This is a genomic window from Thalassoglobus polymorphus, assembly GCF_007744255.1.
Classification (GTDB): Bacteria; Planctomycetota; Planctomycetia; order Planctomycetales; family Planctomycetaceae; genus Thalassoglobus; species Thalassoglobus polymorphus.
The window spans coordinates 2844357-2861850 of record NZ_CP036267.1; the positions used below are offsets into that span (position 1 = coordinate 2844357).

At 49.5% G+C, this 17494-nt stretch carries 13 protein-coding genes; 3 read left to right on the top strand and 10 right to left on the bottom strand.

Annotation, left to right across the window (positions count from 1 at the left end; translation table 11 throughout):
• The first annotated feature begins 90 nt into the window (after positions 1-90).
• Positions 91-1230, top strand: coding sequence for a sulfotransferase family protein (locus Mal48_RS10325; protein ID WP_197442230.1), 1140 nt, complete (start codon positions 91-93; stop codon positions 1228-1230).
• A gap of 188 nt (positions 1231-1418) precedes the next feature.
• Here Mal48_RS10325 and Mal48_RS10330 read toward each other — a convergent pair whose 3' ends face one another.
• The 3 genes from Mal48_RS10330 to Mal48_RS10340 all read right to left on the bottom strand — a co-directional run bounded on the left by Mal48_RS10330 (position 1419) and on the right by Mal48_RS10340 (position 4875).
• Positions 1419-2852, bottom strand: coding sequence for a DUF1501 domain-containing protein (locus Mal48_RS10330; RefSeq protein WP_145198664.1), 1434 nt, complete (start codon positions 2850-2852; stop codon positions 1419-1421).
• A 125-nt stretch (positions 2853-2977) separates the two neighbouring features.
• On the bottom strand, positions 2978-3772 hold the full coding sequence (locus tag Mal48_RS10335) for a DUF4159 domain-containing protein (RefSeq protein ID WP_197442295.1): 795 nt from the start codon (positions 3770-3772) through the stop codon (positions 2978-2980).
• 335 nt (positions 3773-4107) lie between these two features.
• Positions 4108-4875 (bottom strand): SGNH/GDSL hydrolase family protein, encoded by a 768-nt coding sequence (locus tag Mal48_RS10340; RefSeq protein WP_145198668.1) that lies wholly within the window; start codon positions 4873-4875, stop codon positions 4108-4110.
• A 672-nt stretch (positions 4876-5547) separates the two neighbouring features.
• Between Mal48_RS10340 and Mal48_RS10345 the strand changes: the two genes are divergently transcribed.
• On the top strand, positions 5548-7128 hold the full coding sequence (locus Mal48_RS10345; RefSeq protein ID WP_145198670.1) for a hypothetical protein: 1581 nt from the start codon (positions 5548-5550) through the stop codon (positions 7126-7128).
• 132 nt (positions 7129-7260) lie between these two features.
• Here Mal48_RS10345 and Mal48_RS10350 read toward each other — a convergent pair whose 3' ends face one another.
• Entirely contained in the window at positions 7261-8775 is a 1515-nt protein-coding gene (locus Mal48_RS10350; protein ID WP_231739980.1) for an alkaline phosphatase D family protein, read from the bottom strand.
• A 474-nt stretch (positions 8776-9249) separates the two neighbouring features.
• Here Mal48_RS10350 and solA point away from each other — a divergent pair, with 474 nt between their 5' ends.
• Entirely contained in the window at positions 9250-10383 is a 1134-nt protein-coding gene (solA, locus tag Mal48_RS10355) for an N-methyl-L-tryptophan oxidase (protein ID WP_145198672.1), read from the top strand.
• 61 nt (positions 10384-10444) lie between these two features.
• Here solA and Mal48_RS10360 read toward each other — a convergent pair whose 3' ends face one another.
• The 6 genes from Mal48_RS10360 to Mal48_RS10380 all read right to left on the bottom strand — a co-directional run bounded on the left by Mal48_RS10360 (position 10445) and on the right by Mal48_RS10380 (position 17339).
• Positions 10445-10945 carry an NUDIX hydrolase gene (locus Mal48_RS10360; RefSeq protein ID WP_145198674.1) on the bottom strand — a complete coding sequence of 167 codons (501 nt, stop codon included), beginning with the start codon at positions 10943-10945 and terminating at the stop codon, positions 10445-10447.
• A gap of 290 nt (positions 10946-11235) precedes the next feature.
• Positions 11236-12102, bottom strand: coding sequence for an SGNH/GDSL hydrolase family protein (locus tag Mal48_RS10365; protein ID WP_197442231.1), 867 nt, complete (start codon positions 12100-12102; stop codon positions 11236-11238).
• 28 nt (positions 12103-12130) lie between these two features.
• On the bottom strand, positions 12131-12490 hold the full coding sequence (locus tag Mal48_RS23240; protein WP_197442232.1) for a sulfatase/phosphatase domain-containing protein: 360 nt from the start codon (positions 12488-12490) through the stop codon (positions 12131-12133).
• Complete coding sequence (locus tag Mal48_RS10370) at positions 12471-13550, bottom strand: sulfatase family protein (RefSeq protein ID WP_197442233.1); 1080 nt, start codon at positions 13548-13550, stop codon at positions 12471-12473. The genes Mal48_RS23240 and Mal48_RS10370 overlap by 20 nt, the downstream gene beginning before the upstream one ends.
• 889 nt (positions 13551-14439) lie before the next feature.
• A complete protein-coding gene (locus Mal48_RS10375; RefSeq protein ID WP_145198676.1) occupies positions 14440-16035 on the bottom strand; it encodes a DUF5691 domain-containing protein in 1596 nt (531 codons plus the stop codon).
• Entirely contained in the window at positions 16032-17339 is a 1308-nt protein-coding gene (locus Mal48_RS10380) for an SWIM zinc finger family protein (RefSeq protein WP_145198678.1), read from the bottom strand. The genes Mal48_RS10375 and Mal48_RS10380 overlap by 4 nt, the downstream gene beginning before the upstream one ends.
• Positions 17340-17494 lie beyond the last annotated feature (155 nt).

Consider the following 17494-nt stretch of genomic DNA (forward strand, 5'->3'; position numbering starts at 1 on the left):
CACGAGTCTGTGAGCTCAGGAAGAGGCTCGTTGGAAAAGATTGGCAAATTCAAGATGCCTGCAAAGGCAATCAACAAGGTGAACCGGCGAATGTCCAAGACGACAAGTGCAAAAGCCAAACAATCTTCCCAGGGACCTTTAGTGATCTGGCATGGGATGACTGTCCCTCGGATGTGTGAGCTGCTTTCCAAAGGGCCCAACTTACACTGGACTCGCGCCGGACATATCGCTTTCCTCCCATTCATGGGGCTGTACAACTCCGTCATGTCGGGTGCAGAATCTTTGATCTACGGCTCTCGTATCAAGAAAGTGAAGCTCGAAAAACCACCTGTTTTCATTTTGGGATTCTGGCGCAGCGGAACAACTTTGCTGCATAACCTGATGACCTCCGACCCTCAATTTTCGTACCCCACCATGTACGAAACGCTGTTTCCTTCTCACTTTCTGGTGACGGAGAAAATCAACACAACGCTTACTGCTCCCTTCGTGCCGAAAAGCCGACCGATGGACAACATGCCAGTCGCATGGGATGTCCCGCAGGAAGATGAAGTCGCTCTGTGCATTCTGACGCTCATCTCTCCCTACTCTCTCCTCGCATACCCTCACGACGTTGATGAAAATATTCCGTCGCTGCATGTTGAATCGCTTCCTGAAGCGAAGAAACAACGCTGGAAAGATGCGCTGGATCGTTTCGTTCGAAAGTTGACTGTCCGTTCGAAAAAGCAAATCGTCCTGAAGTCACCTTCGCATACTTACCGGATTGAAACACTTCTGAAGATGTATCCCGACGCAAAATTCGTTTACATCTATCGAAACCCGCTGGACGTCTTCAATTCAACTTGCCACCTGCGGCGGACAATGATTCAAGAAAACACATTGGGACGCCCCATTTTCAAAGATGTTGAACAGGAAGTGAAGCGGCTGTACCGACTTGCATTTGACCGATACCAGACAGACAAGCAATTGATCCCTGAAGGTCATCTGCACGAAGTGAGATACGAAAGCCTGGCAGCTGAACCTGTCGAAGAGATGGAAAAAATTTATGCCTCTCTAAACCTTGATCACGTCGATGAAATGAAGAAGGCGGTTGAACCACAGGTCGAAAAGCTGAAAAACTATAAGAAAAACAAATTCGACCCCGATCCAGTCTTGGCGAAGGAAATCTACACAGAATTCCGAGATGCCTACGAAAAGTACGGATACCAGCCACCGCTCCCGGATCTCGAATAGAAGTCATTCAAGCTCATGTCACGTTGTTTCTTTGTGGATTGCATCCATGAAATCACAAAGCGAACTTCGTAGGCATGGTTTATACAGATTGATGCGATCCAGATGAATGCGAAATAGAGGGATTGCCCCCAGTGAGATCGCAGTGAGAGTCTGGTAGTCGACAGGGCTCTGCTTCCCAACTTCTGGTTCTATCCAAGTGGAATAGGCTCGCCGTTAAACAGCGGAATTGGTCGGTTGCTGAGATCGTACCAGTGGGCGTTTCGGGAAAAGCCGAGTGTCTTGTAAATCGTCGCGGCGAAGTTGTCGGGAGTTTGCTTGTCGCTCGTTGGGTATCCACCATGCTTATCGGTGGAACCGAGAACCTGCCCTCCAGAGACTCCTCCACCAGCGATCAACATTGTCTGCACAGCTCCCCAATGGTCGCGGCCGGGTAATGCATATGCACTTGGAAGAAGCGAGATTTTTGGAGTCCGACCAAACTCTCCCGCGACGATGACTAAGGTGTCATCAAGACGACCCTCATTGTGTAAATCATCGAGAAGCGCTGAGAGCGAAGCATCGAATGGTGGTAGCAGATAATTCTTCAGATTCGGGTACATGTTCCCATGTGTGTCCCACGTTTCATTGTTGCCCAGATTCACCTGAACGTATCCGACTCCTTCACGGGTCAGTCGATTCGCTAACATCAACGACCAACCAAAAGTATTCCGCCCATACCGGTCAAGGTCTTCAGCTGGCGCATCGGTGACGTTGAAAAGCTCCCGCATTTTCGGATCGGAGAGCATGGTAATCGCCCGACTCTGGTACCGTTCCAAAGCGTCTGTTTCATGGAGTTGGTCAAGCAGAGGACGGACTCCGCCAATCTGTTCGAGAAGTTGCAACCGACGGTCTGATCGAGTCGCATCAATTCCTTTAGGCGGTGCGAGGATCGGCGTCTGAAACTTCAGTGACTTATCAAGTTCACCACCTCGCTGATGATGAAATCCGAACTCTGGCCAAGCTCCGTATGTGAGTGCGTTGAAGCGAGAGGCTGCCAGAAAATGAGGCTCCCGATGCGCTCCCATGACTCCCGCAAACTGTCCGGGAACCACTCGACCAGTGCGGTGAATCAATCTTTCAGGCAAGACAATTGCAGGGGGAAGGCTTCCAGAGTCCGGAAGCAATGCACCAATAATCGCAGCCATTGAGGGATGATCAGTCGGTTTCGGTCGTGAAGGATCAAACCCTGTTGGCAATTTACTTTGCCCGGAAAGCATCACCATGTGGCCTTGCGAGTGCTCGTTGTACGTGTGCGAAAGGCTCCGGACGAGAGACCAGCGTTCACTTCGTTGGGCGAGCATCGGCAAATGTTCGCAAATTTGCAGCCCCGGTGTCGCAGTCGAAATCGGCAGAAACTCACCGCGAATATTATCGGGAGCAGTCGGCTTCATGTCGAAGCTATCCTGTTGCCCTAATCCACCGGAGAGGAAAACATAGATGACAGACTTCTTAGGCCGACCGGTCGAACTCTTGTCGACAGCACGGCTAATGTTTGTTGCTCCGAATCCCATCACTCCTAATGCAGATGTTCCAAGAAACTTACGGCGGGAATGAGATTTCTCAAGCGGATTCAGATGCGGCATCGGAGCCTCCGATGGAATTGGTGGGTGGTTTGATGGGATCAAGCATTGCAGATTCGTAGGATTCGATCAAGTTCCATCAACGAACTGTGATGCCATGAGGCGGCATCAAGTGATAAAATGGCCGGTTAATGGGTCATCGCGTAAAAGATGATATTAATGCCCATGGGGTAAGCTTTTTTCTCTGAGAACTCATGGAAATACCATTCGTTTTCGCCTTCTCTTTCCCAGCCATCTCCCAAGTCGGTGTTATGACAGATCACGACCATCAGCCGACGCTTGTCATCGAAGATGCCGCGATAATGAACTTCTTGCGCGTCTTCACGCTCCCAGGTGATCCCGTATGGCCGTCCTTGAACCGCGGCATTGATTGAAGGGACTTGCGGTTTTTCCTTGATTTCGTAGACGCAGTTGAAGATGGGGTGCTCCAGTGGGATGTCTTCGATTTCGCGGTCAGGAAAAACCTTCTTGATTTCGGTTTCAAAATTGTACCACTCTTGTTCTCCCCAAAAATCGTCGAACATCGCAAAGCCACCATTGATGAGATAGCGACGAAATTCCTTCACTTCTTCAGGAGTGAAATTCAAGCCTCCATGGCCTCCGAATCCACCACGACGACTAAAACCTCCCCCCGGTTCACAGAAATAGACGAAGGGATAATTGAATAACCGCTTGTCGGTCAGTTCCAGGACAATGGGATCGGGATTCACTTTGAGTGAGGTGAGCTGTTGAAGTCGAAACGACAGATTCAAGTCACTGTCCGGATAGTCTGTTCGCCAGCGGCCTCGATCACCCTGAATCGCGTTGTAACGGATTCGCACGAACGTAAAAACATCCGAGGGAAACTCCTCGTCTTCTTCCCAATCCGGAACTCCATTCCTGTCGAGATAGAAACGTGTCCCATCACCTTGCGGTTGGAACATTTGCCTGCGTCGATTTTGGAACTGTGCCGTGCATTCCGCTGAGAGGCTAAACAAAGCGAGAACGATCAAGAGCTGATTTTTCAGCGTAAGAATCAATCGACTTTTTTCAGCCATCGTGGCAACTCCATTGCTAGCCAAGTTGAATTTCCTCTACCACAACCTGTCCACGTTATCGAACCTCAAGCAAAACACAACGATCAACGGGAATGTCTGGACGATGACTCTTCTGGGCTCCTAGAGCATCTTTCGAATTGGTTTGCAGGTTCTGCCTCGCGGCGAACAGCATTTTACTGGAGAAATGCGTTTTTCACGGGCACACGGTGGAGCAAACTGCTCTAAGTATTGATCGCTTCGCTTGTCGCAGCATCACTCCCAACGACGAATGATTTAGGTTGATCAATTCCCAGTTCTTTCAGGTAGAGCTTTTGCATCTCCAGAATTCCCGCATCTGTTGGCGCGTTTCGCTTTGCATCCCAGAATGATCCTCGTTCGGGGTGTTGCTCCCAATGATCCCAGTGGTCGATCAGAATTCCGGAATACTCTGCGACACATCCCCGAATCGCTTCGAGATATATCAAACGGTCAATCTGCTCCGCCGAATCATCCTCGTACTCAGAATATGGCGGAGTACAGACCACCGGCATCGCTCCGAAATTTTGAATTTGCTTGATGATTCCGATCAGCGAACGCTCAAACTCCTCGCACTTCTCGACGCCACTTTCACAATCCGCGAAGCCACACACCAGGGTCACCACATCCGGGGCGAACGTCGCGAAACGATCTTTCATTTGTACTTTCACATGCTCCAAATGGGCATGAGCGTAGGTGGCATTCACAAAAATTTCATTCGTCCTGCCGAACTCCGTCTTCGTCCAGTCAGCAACGAGTCGAGGGAATGTTTGTGAGGAGCGAAATGCCGAGCAATAATTCGAATCGCCGGAAAAAATCCAAGTCATTGGCTCATCATGCTGAAGGCGTTGATAGAGCGCACTTGGACCGGGATGGGAGGGGTCAAACGCCTTAGGAATAACAGTTGGTTCCTCAACCACGGGAGGTAACTCGTCATCACCTTTGGTTGGATTTTCAGTTGGCTGATGATTCAACGCAATCGCAACTCGCCTACGGCGAGTTGAACGACCAGGAAGTGAAAAAGAAGAACGTCCCACTGGAATCAAAGAGCCTTACTGAACAGAAATGTTTTTAGAACTGATCCTGAAACCTGAATTTGCTCTCTCAAGCTCTAGGGAGAAGTGAAAATCCCACAAGTTTCCGGACTGGTTTTAGATTGAAAGGAATCTTAAATTTTGCGTCAGATTTACAACGCAAATCAACTGTTGTTGATCTCATTAGTGCCGCCAAGAAGGGAATAGTCAAGAAAAAGGTGCTAAATGGGGAGGTTTTGCTACGAACTCTGCAGGAGCGATACGCCATGACGCAAAACCGTAAGAGTCTATGATAACCGAACTGTCAAGATAGGGGGAATGGGTCAACGTCGCGTATTGTGTGATTCGTTCGATGCCCTCGTCTCCAGTCCCTTTCGAACCGATTCTAGGCCTAAGAGTCCTTGGAGCGCACTGGCCAATTTGCCGATGTCATTCTCATGGGGACCAGGAAGGTCCAGCTTTCAGAAACTCTAGCACTGCTCCCGAAACCGACTCTGAATCTTGAAGTTGCTCTCTCAAACGTTGAGGAAAGCAGCGATTCCAGAGGTTTTCGGACAGGTTCAAGTTTCCAGTCTCTCAAATCAATTTTTTCTAAAGAGATATCGCGGCAGGATGACCGCTCAATTTGCAGGTTCTCGTTCATTGGATGATCGTCGCCGTCGCCGTTTGGCTCAGGAGTCGACCGAGGAGGTTGCGTCTCAACCTTCTAAACAAAAACGACAGACAAAGAAGTCCTCCGAAACGGAGTCGAAACCGGAAAAGGTGAGGCTGGTTTCGGATGTCGTCGCTGACGAGAGTCTTGTTCCGAGTGCACTCTGGAAAGTGATTGCTTTTGCGGTCATTGGCTTTTCGATTTTGTCCACTCTCGTCTGGATCAACATCAAAGAGCCCTCCCTCAACGGAATCGAGCGTTTACTTTCTCCCGCTCATGGAAACGCCTTTCAACTTTTTAGCGTTCTCTCATTGATGCTGGCCGCGCAGTTGTGTTTTACCATTTGGTGGTATCGCTCGCGGAGTCGCAAAGATTTCAGCGGTCGATATCGCATCTGGGCCTGGGCTGGCAGTTTCTGGGCCCTCGCCTGCGTCTCGACAGGCCTGAGAATTCATGAACCACTTGCACAACTTGCCTATGAACGCTGGCCAATTCATAGTTGGAGACCAGAACTTTTGTACTGGTTTGTTCCGTTTTCCGTATGCGTGATGGCACTTCACCAACTCCTCTCTCTGGACATGCGGCACTCGCGAAGCAGCCGAGTGTTGTGGAACATTGCGTTGATCATCGGTCTCAGCGTCGCTGGATTGAACCTTGGGCTCGACCTGTCTCTCTCCGAACCGATTCGAGAACTCGCAGTAGCAGCTGTCACATCGCTCTGGCATTTCTGGATCGCATTTTCGCTTCTCTTCCATGCACGTTTCGTTGTCCATGTGACGAATGAAGCGGCTCCGCGAGGACTGTCTCGATTGAAACGAACAATGTACTGGTTCCACGAAAGAACTGCTGGAATCCGTGGGAAGCTCGGAGTCATCCTGGCACGACGCAACGGCAAAAAATCAGATAAGCAGAAACAAAAATCACTTTCAAAGTCAGAGAAGCTGGAAGCTCGAAAGAAGCGAAAAGAAGAAGCGAAAGCGGCTCGTGAGAAAGCGCAGGCTGATAAACTTGCCAAACGAGAACAAGCAGAGGCTGATCGCAAGGCAGCCAAAGAAGCAAAACAACAAGTGCAGCAACAAGCTCGCGAAGAAAAAGAGGCTGCGAAATCAGCACGTCTGAAGCAACAACAAGCTGAAAAAGAAGCCAAGCGAGCGGAGAAAGAAACCAAGCAGGCCGAAAAGAAGACCGAAGCCAAACAGCCGAAAAGTTCAAATACCCCAAAACCTTCAAAACAGGCTAAAAAACCGGTTCCGCAGAAGAATCCAAAACCGAACGTGTCCGCTGAAAAAACTGAGACATCTGCCACCGACTCAAGGACAGCCTCAGGGCGGAAACGAAAACGGGTGTTGGGCAACTCGACACGTATCGATCCCCCAGAAACCCCCAAGCAGCCGCACGTTCCAGCTGAGCCAGAAAATCTAGATTATTCAGACGATTATCATGTCGATGAATATATGGACCACGAAGATTACGACGATTACGATTCCCCCAAGATGAGCAAGAAGGAACGTCGTCGTGCTCGGAAAAACAGAAAACGCTAGATCATCTTTCCAATTGGTTTGCAGGTTCTTCCTCGTGCACTCTGTGCGTTTGAAGCCTCCAGTCTCACAACGCAATTCAGAACGCTATGAGATCGATCGCAGTGACTCTTTTCTTGTTTGCCCAGCTTTGATTCAGTCAGCAGTTTTGACTTCTTCGTGCTGAATTTCTCCATGCTCGTCATTCCAAAGGAAAGCAAGCTTGCTAGATCCTGTTTCACTTTGAGGGGTTAATTGAATCTCCAGAAAACCTCCGGACGCTTCTCGCTGTGAATAAGGTTGTTTGATCGTCCCTTCCGGGTCTGTCGATTTTGGATCTCCAGGTAATCGACCGGGACGCGAATTCTCATCGATCAGAGCCCCACTGCTAAACTCTTCAATTCCACTGGGGTGGATCGAGTGGTACTGCCAGTGCCGGTCTCCGCAAACGATGTAAAAGTTTTGCTTGGCGACGCCAGATTCGTTCAGCCAGTCAAAAAACTCGTCTCGCTCATGTTGAAATCCGCCGACATTTGTATGGTTATCAGTTTTGCGGAGATCATCAGGGCCGATCATGGGAGTTGGTGAGATCAAAATTTTGAACGCAGCGTCGCTTTCTACAAGCGTTTTCTTCAACCACTCTTTTTGTTCCTCCCCCCAAATTGTCTTCTCCGGCCCATCGGGAGCTGCGTTATCGCTTCGATAAATCCGGCCTTCTGTGAACCAGAGTTGAAGATCTTTGCTGATGCGATGTGTCCGATAGGTTTTTACATTCTCGTCACCGTGAGCAGCGATCGGAAGTTGCTCAAGCATCATACGGCGGGCGGTTTCTGGAGTCGGCTTGTAATCACCGGAATTGTCTCCATCGTCGATACGGTAGTCATGATCGTCGACTTCCCAGTACGTGGGAACAGCTGCGAAAAGAGAAATAAATCGTGGCTGACGAAATTGCTCATGCCATTTCTGGCGAAGCTCTTTCACCGTCTCTGCTCGCGGATTATCCGGGGTGTCGTAATAGACATTGTCACCCGTCCCAACGAAGAACAGCGGCTTTTTCTTCAGAATCGTATTCAGTGCGGGATAGCCGAGATGTTTGTCTGGGCCAGAGTACGGCTCCGGGAGTTCACGATTGTTTTCAATTTTGTGTTGCTCTAAATCAATGCGATCGTCTCCATGAAATTTCGCAAAATTCATTCCGGTAACCACCACAAAGCTGAGCGGCTCATTCAGTTCAGCCCCATACAGAGTGCTGAAGGTTGCCGTAGGGCCAGGTTGGAGTGAGTTTTCATCAGCCCCGATTTCTGTCTTGCATGTGTACTCGGTCCCGGGTGAAAGTCCATCCCAAACCGAACGGGCAATGAAATCGTAAGTTTCCAAAGCTTGCACAGTGACCGCATCGCCGATCTGTGTGTCCCCTTGAGAGAGCGTGAATTTCACAACCCCGGGAACGCCGGGAAGATCTCTTTCGATGAGTTGGTCCCCTTGCGTCAGGCGGACTTGCACGAACGCAGATTGATCAGTGAGTTCACCGACCATGATCCCCTGCCCTGCCATCAAAGAACTGTCCGGAGTCTTGTCACTCGGATCGGCTTCCGAAGAATTTGAGGAATCCTTCGCACATCCAACGAGAAAAATCGACAAGCTGAGAATATAAAACAGACGGTGCGACACGGTGATTCCCTCCAAGGCCATTCCAATGGTGTTCTTTACGTCCTGCCTCATGGTAAGCGGTCTATAAAATAGTTTAGGCACTCTTCACGGGCATAACTCTTCCCGGGCATAAGAGTATTAAAAAATCTCTGGCTCCAAATGAGACGCCCACATCGTATCATCAATCCGCTTTGATGCACATCAAGCGAGTGGATGGTAAAAAGAAATCCGGTTCCACTAAGAATGCGTTCGTGCTTTCAGCGATCAATATCGCCCCCCGGAATCAGCGAGAGTGCTCGAATTGAAAGCGTGATATCTGCTGAACCAATCCAAGCACCGAGCGCCTGAACAAATCGAGATCCGGCAGGATGTTGTTCCAGTTGATGTGTGAATATTACTCTTGGTGAAATGAAAAGAAATTCGTCTGTCAGGATCAGAACTGAACGACTAGAGTGACGCTTCTATCGATGAGAGTTTCCCAGAAGGCAAGTGACGATGTCGAGATATGACCTGATTGTGATTGGTGCGGGCGGATTTGGAACAAGTGCCGCCTATTACGCTGCCAAACGTGGAAAGAAGGTTTTGGTTCTGGAACAGTTTGAGCGAGGTCACCGTCGCGGAAGCTCACATGGTGAATCGAGCATCATTCGAAAAGCGTACTTTGAACATCCCGATTCGATCCCGCTTTTGCAACAGGGGTACAAACTCTGGGTCAAACTGGAAGAGATTTCACAACGCGAGTTGATCTCTCCTTGCGGATTGATGCTGGCTGGAAGCCCTGAGAGTAATGCCATTGCAGGAACTCGATCAGCATCACAAACCCATGGATTGGACCTGGAAGACATTTCAGAAACTGACCTTGAAGATCGATTCCCGGGTTTCAACATTCCGGACGGTTATGATGTCGTCTACGAGGTCGATGGTGGCGTGCTTCATGTTGAAGACTGTGTCGATGTCTTGACGAGCCTGGCGGAGAAACGTGGCGTTGAATTTCAGTGGAACGAAGCGGTGACGCACTGGGAGTCGGACGGAGATCAGGTCAAAGTCTGGACCAAAGAGACAACCTTTGAAGCAGACGCTTTAATCATCACAGCTGGGGCCTGGTCGCCGAAGCTGCTGGCTAACATCGAGAACTTTCCGCGGCTGGATGTTTTACGGAAGTTGATGTTCTGGTTCCCAGTCACTTCTGACGCTTACGACTTTAGCATGGGCTCATCGGGATTCCTCTTTGACATGCCCTATGGCGAATTCTACGGATTCCCTTGTCTCGACGGGCAGGTCATCAAGGTCTGCCAGCACTCAGACGGGGATCCCGTCACGGATCCGAACGAATTAGACACCCAGCTTTATGCCGAAGATTTGGAGCCGGTTGCAAAATTTCTGCAGGAAGTCATGCCCGATGTTGAGGTCACTCCGGAATCACATTCGGCTTACATGTACACGATCTCCCCTGACCAACAATTCATTGTTGACCAGCACCCGAGTTACCAAAACGTTGCCTTCGGCGCTGGGTTCAGTGGGCACGGTTTTGAATTTGCTTCCATTCTCGGAAAAGTCCTTTCCGATTTAGCGATTGATTACGAAACAGAATTGCCGATTGATTTCCTGCGTCTTCAGCGATTTTCGTAAATCTTTAACTCGGCATTGTTGAAGACCAGCAATCTCAGATTTCTGGAACAGAGTCCGCCTGTCACTTTTGAGTTTCAAACCACCATTCGAGTAAAGCCCGAAACGGTGGAGTCAATTTGTCTGGTTTCGTATCGAGAAGTTGGAGCAACTCCTGGCGTGTGAAGTACTCAACCTCGGCGATTTCTCCCGGGTCAGGTTTTGGTGGTTCGTCAGTGATCATCTCGTAGAGAACTGAGTGTTCGTTCGCCGTCAATGGAGAAGCAGGAAGCTTTGTCAACCGAGTCAGCTCTCCGGCAAGGTCGAGCTCTTCCTTGAGCTCACGGTGCGCGGCCTGTTCGTAATCCTCTCCTGCATCGAGATGACCTGACGCGGATGATGTGTAGAAGTTCGGAAATTGATCTTTCGTGTCCGACCGCAAATGGACCATCAACCTTCCATCGGATCGCCAAATCCAAATGTGGACAGCTCGATGGAGCAGACCGCGTGCGTGAACTTCTGCACGCGGAGCCTGCCCGATCACTTGATCGCATTCATCGCAAACATCAAAGATTTCTTCAGCCATTTTTCGAATGGATCACTTTCGTGTTTCTTGTGCCTGCGGAGTGTCAATCTCATGTGAAATATCAAACTGACTCACGAGGCAGAACGCGTACATGTTTGAACTGATCCTGAAACCTGAACTTGTGCTCTCTAACGCTGAGAAAAGTCATGATTCCGCAAGGTTCCGGACTGGTTCTTCAAATAGTTTTCGAACCAATTCAAGATTGGCCCTCACGTTCTGCCTCATGGCGATCAGTCTATGAAGTCAGAAAAGTGACCATCAGGCAGACGGCAAGCCGTAAAATCCTCTTCTCAACCTGGATGAGCATGGCTGACCGTTTTCACCCACTCATGGGCCATCAATTGTGCCCCATACGGTGAGGGATGGACTCCATCTTTTGCCCAGTGCTCTGGAGGGGCATACTTGATCGCTTCATCAAACATGGACTGAAACGGAACAAAAACCGTTTGAAATTCTCCAGCGACTTTGGAAGCAGCTTTCCGAAACTGATCAAAGAGTGGGAACCATTTATCGTCGACCGCACCGCACTTGAGAACGAACGGCTCACAGATCACCAGCTTGATCTCGGGGAGTTCCTTCTTTGTGCGATCGAGCAATGCCCTGAAGTCTGTCTCGTAGGTCTCCACGGTTCCGTCGTATCTTCCACTGAGATGATGCCATATATCATTGACACCAATTAAAATACTCAGCACGTCCGGCTTAAGTTCCAGGCAATCTTTATCCCATCGGTCAGCGAGCTGAAAAACCTTGTTTCCGCTGATCCCTCGATTGTAGATTTTCAACTGAGCCTCTGGCATCCCAACCAGCAGTTGCGATGCAGCCATCCAGGCATAGCCATTTCCGAGAGCTTTTTGATTGTTCGGTTTCCCTGCTTCGGGGCGGCTGCGACCTGCATCAGTGATGGAGTCTCCCTGGAAGAGGATTGTATTCCCCGATTGAATGAGAGAGACAGCTTGCTCATTTTTTCCCTGGGCGGAAACGAAATTGGAGTTGGAGACTGCGCCGACAGTTGTGGCTCCAGCGACTCCCAGTGCCAAAGTTTTGATGAAGTCTCTACGACCTGAATGTGCCATTTTGTCCTCTTTGAGTAGGGCTTGCTTGCTATAACCATTTTCAACACATGCGGTGAAAGTGAGCTTCACAGACGCGACAAGCATTGAAAAGACTCTGATGTTCGAAGATTCGTTAATAGTCTTCTTCTTCGTCACTTTTTTTGCAAGACGCAACCCATTTTTGCAGGTCCGAAAACATTTCTTTGACGAGTTCCCCGTGCGATGCAGAAACATCTCTTTGCTCGCCTGGATCAGCGATGAGATCGTATAGTTCCCAACTCTTCCCTTTGTCGGTTGTGATGAGTTTGAATTGTTGAGTGACCCAGGATTGTGAGTTTCGATATTGAAATCCTATCGGAGAATCTCTCACTTGCATCGGCTTCCCGGTGAGTAATGGAAGCAGTGAAATTCCATCTAACGGTCGCTGATCGGGAAATTCAATCTCAAGAAGATCAAGAATCGTCGGAAGATAATCACTGGTGACTGCTGGCAAATCTGTCTCCGTGCCGGGCGTCACATGTCCCGGCCATTCCAGGATTCCAGGATTCCAGGATTCCAGGAACTCGAACGCCTCCCTCGTAAAGCGAACGTTTCCTTCCCCGAAATGGTCCGGCCGAACCGGGAGCCTGCCCGCTCTGCCCTTCAGGCCCGTTGTCAGAACAGAACCAAATCATTGTTTCCTCTGCCACGCCGGAATCTTGCATTGCTTGCCGTAAACGCCCGACTTGTTCATCCATGGCGCTCACACACCCATAGTAATTTCTCTCGTAGCTAGTGAATTTCTTATACGGAGTGACATGTTTTTCTCCCGCGACGACCGGAAGGTGTGGAGCATGGAACCAAATGGCAGCAAAGAATTTTTGGTCGCTTTTCACAGCCTTCTGAATAAAAGGAATCGCACGGTCCATGATCAATTTCGAATCATCACCTTCCAGGTTATCTGTGACGGCATTTCCGTTCTCGTCCCAGTAATGCGTTCCATAGTTGACTGCCAGAGACTTGTCTTGAATAAAGTCCCATCCCTTTTGCGTGCCACCTTTAGGTTTGATCATCGGGTCGAATGTCGGAACTTTAGACTCGGTCACAAAGCAGCGGTCGTAGCCGTTCATTTGCGGTGTCGAGAAGTGCTTCTTTCCACGCGGCCCGCCACGATTGGCGTCTTTTACGACTGTCGTCAGTGTTCCCAAATGCCATTTCCCGAAATGCCCCGTTGTGTAACCTTGATCCTTGAGAATCTCGGGGAGGGTGATTTCTTCCGGTTTCATGTGTCCTGTGTTTGCGTTGTAAATTCCGTATCGATACGGATGCCGTCCCGTTAAACACGATCCACGTGTTGGGCTGCAAACCGATCCGGCTGAATAGAATCGATTGAACTTCAACCCCGCTCGGGCCATTTCATTCAAGTGAGGAGTTTGAATTTTAGAGTCCGGGTTGAACGCCTGGATATCGCCCCAGCCCAAATCGTCGCACATCACAAGTATGATGTTCGGCTTCTCGCCGGCTGAGATGGGCGTGACGATACAAAAAAACAAAGCAAGAAGTCGGTGAAGCATTTGCTGGTCTCAATTGAGGATTTCTGATCGGCCCTTCCCCGCAAGGATCGTTTCCACGAACGAATCGCGACTCGCCACGAGACAATACGTTAAGACCAATCTTCACGTTAAGACCAATCTTCGGTTTGCTTCAGTAACCGGAGGAGAAGTTGAACACTGCAGTTCGCGACGAGTCACTGTGTGAATCCCACAGACTTGGACGGGCTCGGCCATTCGGGAATTCTAACACAAGAGACTCATTAAAGATGAATTAGCGCAAGTAGAACTTGATGGATAAAGAAAAGTGAGTCGCTGCAGAGAAACAAGCAGTGAAGAAATAAAACGAGCCTCACCAGGACGGGCCTGACCTGGGAGGCTCTGAGCGTTAGTGATACGGGCCAGAACCACTAACGCTGTTAAGTGAATCATCTCGCCATCTGGTCATAAAGTCAATGTTAAACTTGTCACTCCCTTGAAAAATCGTCTCCATCGAAGATGTTTCTTGCCGGCAAGAATCTTCGACCGAAATCGTCTTAAGAATGAAACTCAACAGTTACATCAACAAAAAATACGTAACCATATTACCATCAATAACTTAAGAAACAGAGCAAGGCCTAGACATCAAGATCGTGAATGACTCGTGGAATTCAACCACCTTCAAATGCAGCGAAGGTAGAGTCAGAATTCAGAGACTGATCTCACTGTTTTCTTCGATTCAATCGGCAGAAACTGACCTCAAGTCTGTGCCTGATCAGGCTCTCAGCTGAAAATCCAAGAGGATCTTCACGCTCTACCTGCCTCGTGGCAGACAGTCTTGGGAGACATGATAGCGACTAACACGAGCACGACAGGCATTGAAGAGAGCGCGAAAAAAGTGCGCGGAATAAAGTCCCCACACACAAAACCGGGATCACTGGTTCGTGTCCGACTGTAGCGACTCCAGTTCTTCATAGAAGGCCGCTCTCAGCTGAATTCGTTCAGCAAACTGTGAAATCAGCCGTTCGATTTCACAGACCTGCCAGGATTGAATAGCTTGATCCCGGATTCGCCAAGGAGCCTGTGCGATCTCGAACGCCTCTTTCGGAATTGCAGTCGCGGCAGCGGGGAGTGAATTTAACCAATGAATGACAGATCTGTCTGTGCGTGAACCAACCAGTCCACGTGTGATCCGTAAATACTCTTTGGCGAATGAACTTGACCAAGGAGTCCCAATGAACGGGAGAAGCCGAGAAATTGGAGCGTTCGTCGGATCGGGTTGATCCTGCACCAATTGCAGGATTGCACGTTCCAGTTTCGATTGCTCAAACCAAACAGAGAGCGTTTCCAGCATGGCGATTGCCTGATCTTGAACAACAGCATGTGGGTGCTGAGTCATTGCAGACCAGTACTTCCACAGCGGCTCTACCCAGTCGATCGTCTCGAGATTTGAGGCGTCGCATGCTCCCACCGATCGAGTCCAACCGGTGATCACTGAGTGGGAGAAGTCGTCGTGCAGAACCGCGTTGATGAGTTCCAAGGGCGAAGCTTCAAAGAATGTTGTCCAGTTCGCAGGAGGAATACGAGAGACAAGCTCTTCTGTCCAAAAAGCTCGCTTTCCTTGAGCCCCCGAAGCTGACGCAGGGATTCCATCCTCCTCCCAATCCCTGGGTAATTCTTGAGGAGGTTGGCAGGTGAGCTTCAACTGAGATCCCGTTGAGGGAATTCGTTCAAGAAGTTGTGTTGCTCGCTGTTGATGTCGAGCAGATAGATTTGAAGTTGGAATTTTAGCAAGTAAGTCGGCCGCGACTTGTTTTACATACTTGCTGCGATCCTTAAGAGCAGACTCCAGGAACTCTTCATCGTGTTCGCTAAGACTGGTAGCCATTCGCTCAAGGAACTGACGCCGCACATCCGCTTTCTCTTTCTTAAAGCAGTTCAGTAACCATGTTCGCCCTTGTTCTGCATCGAGCAGACGAACTTGCGTCAACACTTCGCAACGTTGTGGAATCGTCCCTTCATTCCACTGCTCTTCAAGAATTCTAACATCGACCGCCTCATTGATTTCAGCATCAAGAACCCATTCCCATTCCGGATTCAATTTTGCCAGCCAAACCCCTCGTTCGTCGATGACTGGGCGAACTGCCTGCCGTAGTTCTGGCTCACTTGTATTGAATAAATCCGGAAGAATGCTATCGGGAATATTAAGACCCTGCTCATCGAGAGCTCTTAGAAATTCTATAAGAACGTTGGATTGCGACTGACCAAGTGCCGCGTGCATCACCTGGAGAAAGCGCTTCGACCAGATCTTCGATTCAACGCTCGGCGCTGCCGGAAATGGGGCAACATGAACAGTGGGCTGGCCTGCTAATTCATAGATCGACCGACGTCCGATCCTTAGCAGCAGGTCGGATTCAGGACTCAAGGCTTCGTGTGAAGTTGCAATTTGATCTGTCGGAAATGAATCATCCAGAGGGACAACTGGCAGTTTTCTTGTGCCAACCAAAGCAGCTTTGAAAAGTTCATTCATGAGCAAATCCTGAATTGCTGATTCACAAGCAAGCTCCAAGGAGAGAAGAAGTTGCCATTCCATTCCCCCATGACATGAACCGGCTGCCCACCTGTCATCGCAAGGATGCGGTACGTCTCCAGCGACTTAAAAGGAACCCCATATCCGTGCTTATCTCTCAAGTACCAATCCCCTTTGTGTTGCGCGATTGAAACCTCTTTCAGCAGGCAACTGCAACTCGCCAACCACGGATTTCTGCCAAGTCGATCGGCATAGGAGTCAAGGAAGTCTTCGATTGAATCGAGATAGAACAGATCCATGGCAGAAACGTGCTGCTCCTCGCTTCGCTCTGAAATTTTGGCTCTTTGCAGTACTGTTGCTGGATAGAAAACAAGTTTGCCACTGATGCATGTCCCGGGCACAATCGATTCGGAGAATCCTTGCTTACCTGGCGCGAACTGCAAAAAAAGTGCTTCCTGTTGAGTTTTGCGTCCCACTGCCCAACTACGTTGCGTTGTGAAGCGGTCTTCATCTTCGACGCGTTGCCCGAAGATGAACCAGTCGTCTTCAATTTCAGTTCCAGAGGCTTGCAAATCGGCCTGAGAAACGGTCCACCCAATCAGTTGTCGAACATCTGCCTGCAAGCTGGGAGAGAGTTCACCCTGATTCAGATAAGCGTGAACAAGTAATCGGGTTCGACCAAGTTCATTCGTCAACCGCTCTGGCCAGTCGCGAGAAGAGTTTGGAATCTCCGCAAGTCTGTAAATTCGTGACGCCAGCCCTTTTGCCTGGGCGTCGACAAGGCGTCTGGCTTGCGTGTCCCAGAAGTGAAATGGCTGAGCTTCCAATCCAGCGACCCCATTCCGAATCAGATCATCCATCCAGACAATCAAATGTTGGAGCCCTTCTGCGATTCTCGATTCTCGCTCACGAATACGTTTCGCCTGTGCTTCCGGATCGACAGGTTTCGAGGGCTGAACTTTTCCTGCAGATTTCTGTTGCTCGCGCTGACGCCGCTTCTGAATCCAGTCTGCAACCCACTCTGGTGAATCAGTGATCTCGAACGCATCCGGAGTCGATGTAAAGAGCATCAACAGTGCCAGAACGTGTTTACATGGGAACTTCCGACTCGGGCAGTTACAATGAGAGCCCAGATTCTGAAGATCGACACGAACCTGATATCGACCTCCTGCGCATTTCCCCCAAATTGCGACGTCGCTTAAGCCGGGTGAATTCCAGTGATTCAGCGAGACAATCTTGTTCGCAGCTATAACAGATTTTTCATCGGGAGCCATTTCCCGGACTTGTTCCAACGAAAGTTGCATAAGAGATCCGTGATCGTATTGATTTCATTGCAACATGTTAGCCACTTGGCGAACAGAGACAACGGCTTCTCAGTTCGAAGGCTTCTTGAGTTTTTGGTAGAACTAAAGCATCTTTCGAATTGGCTTGCAGGTTCTGCCTCGTGGCGAACAGCATT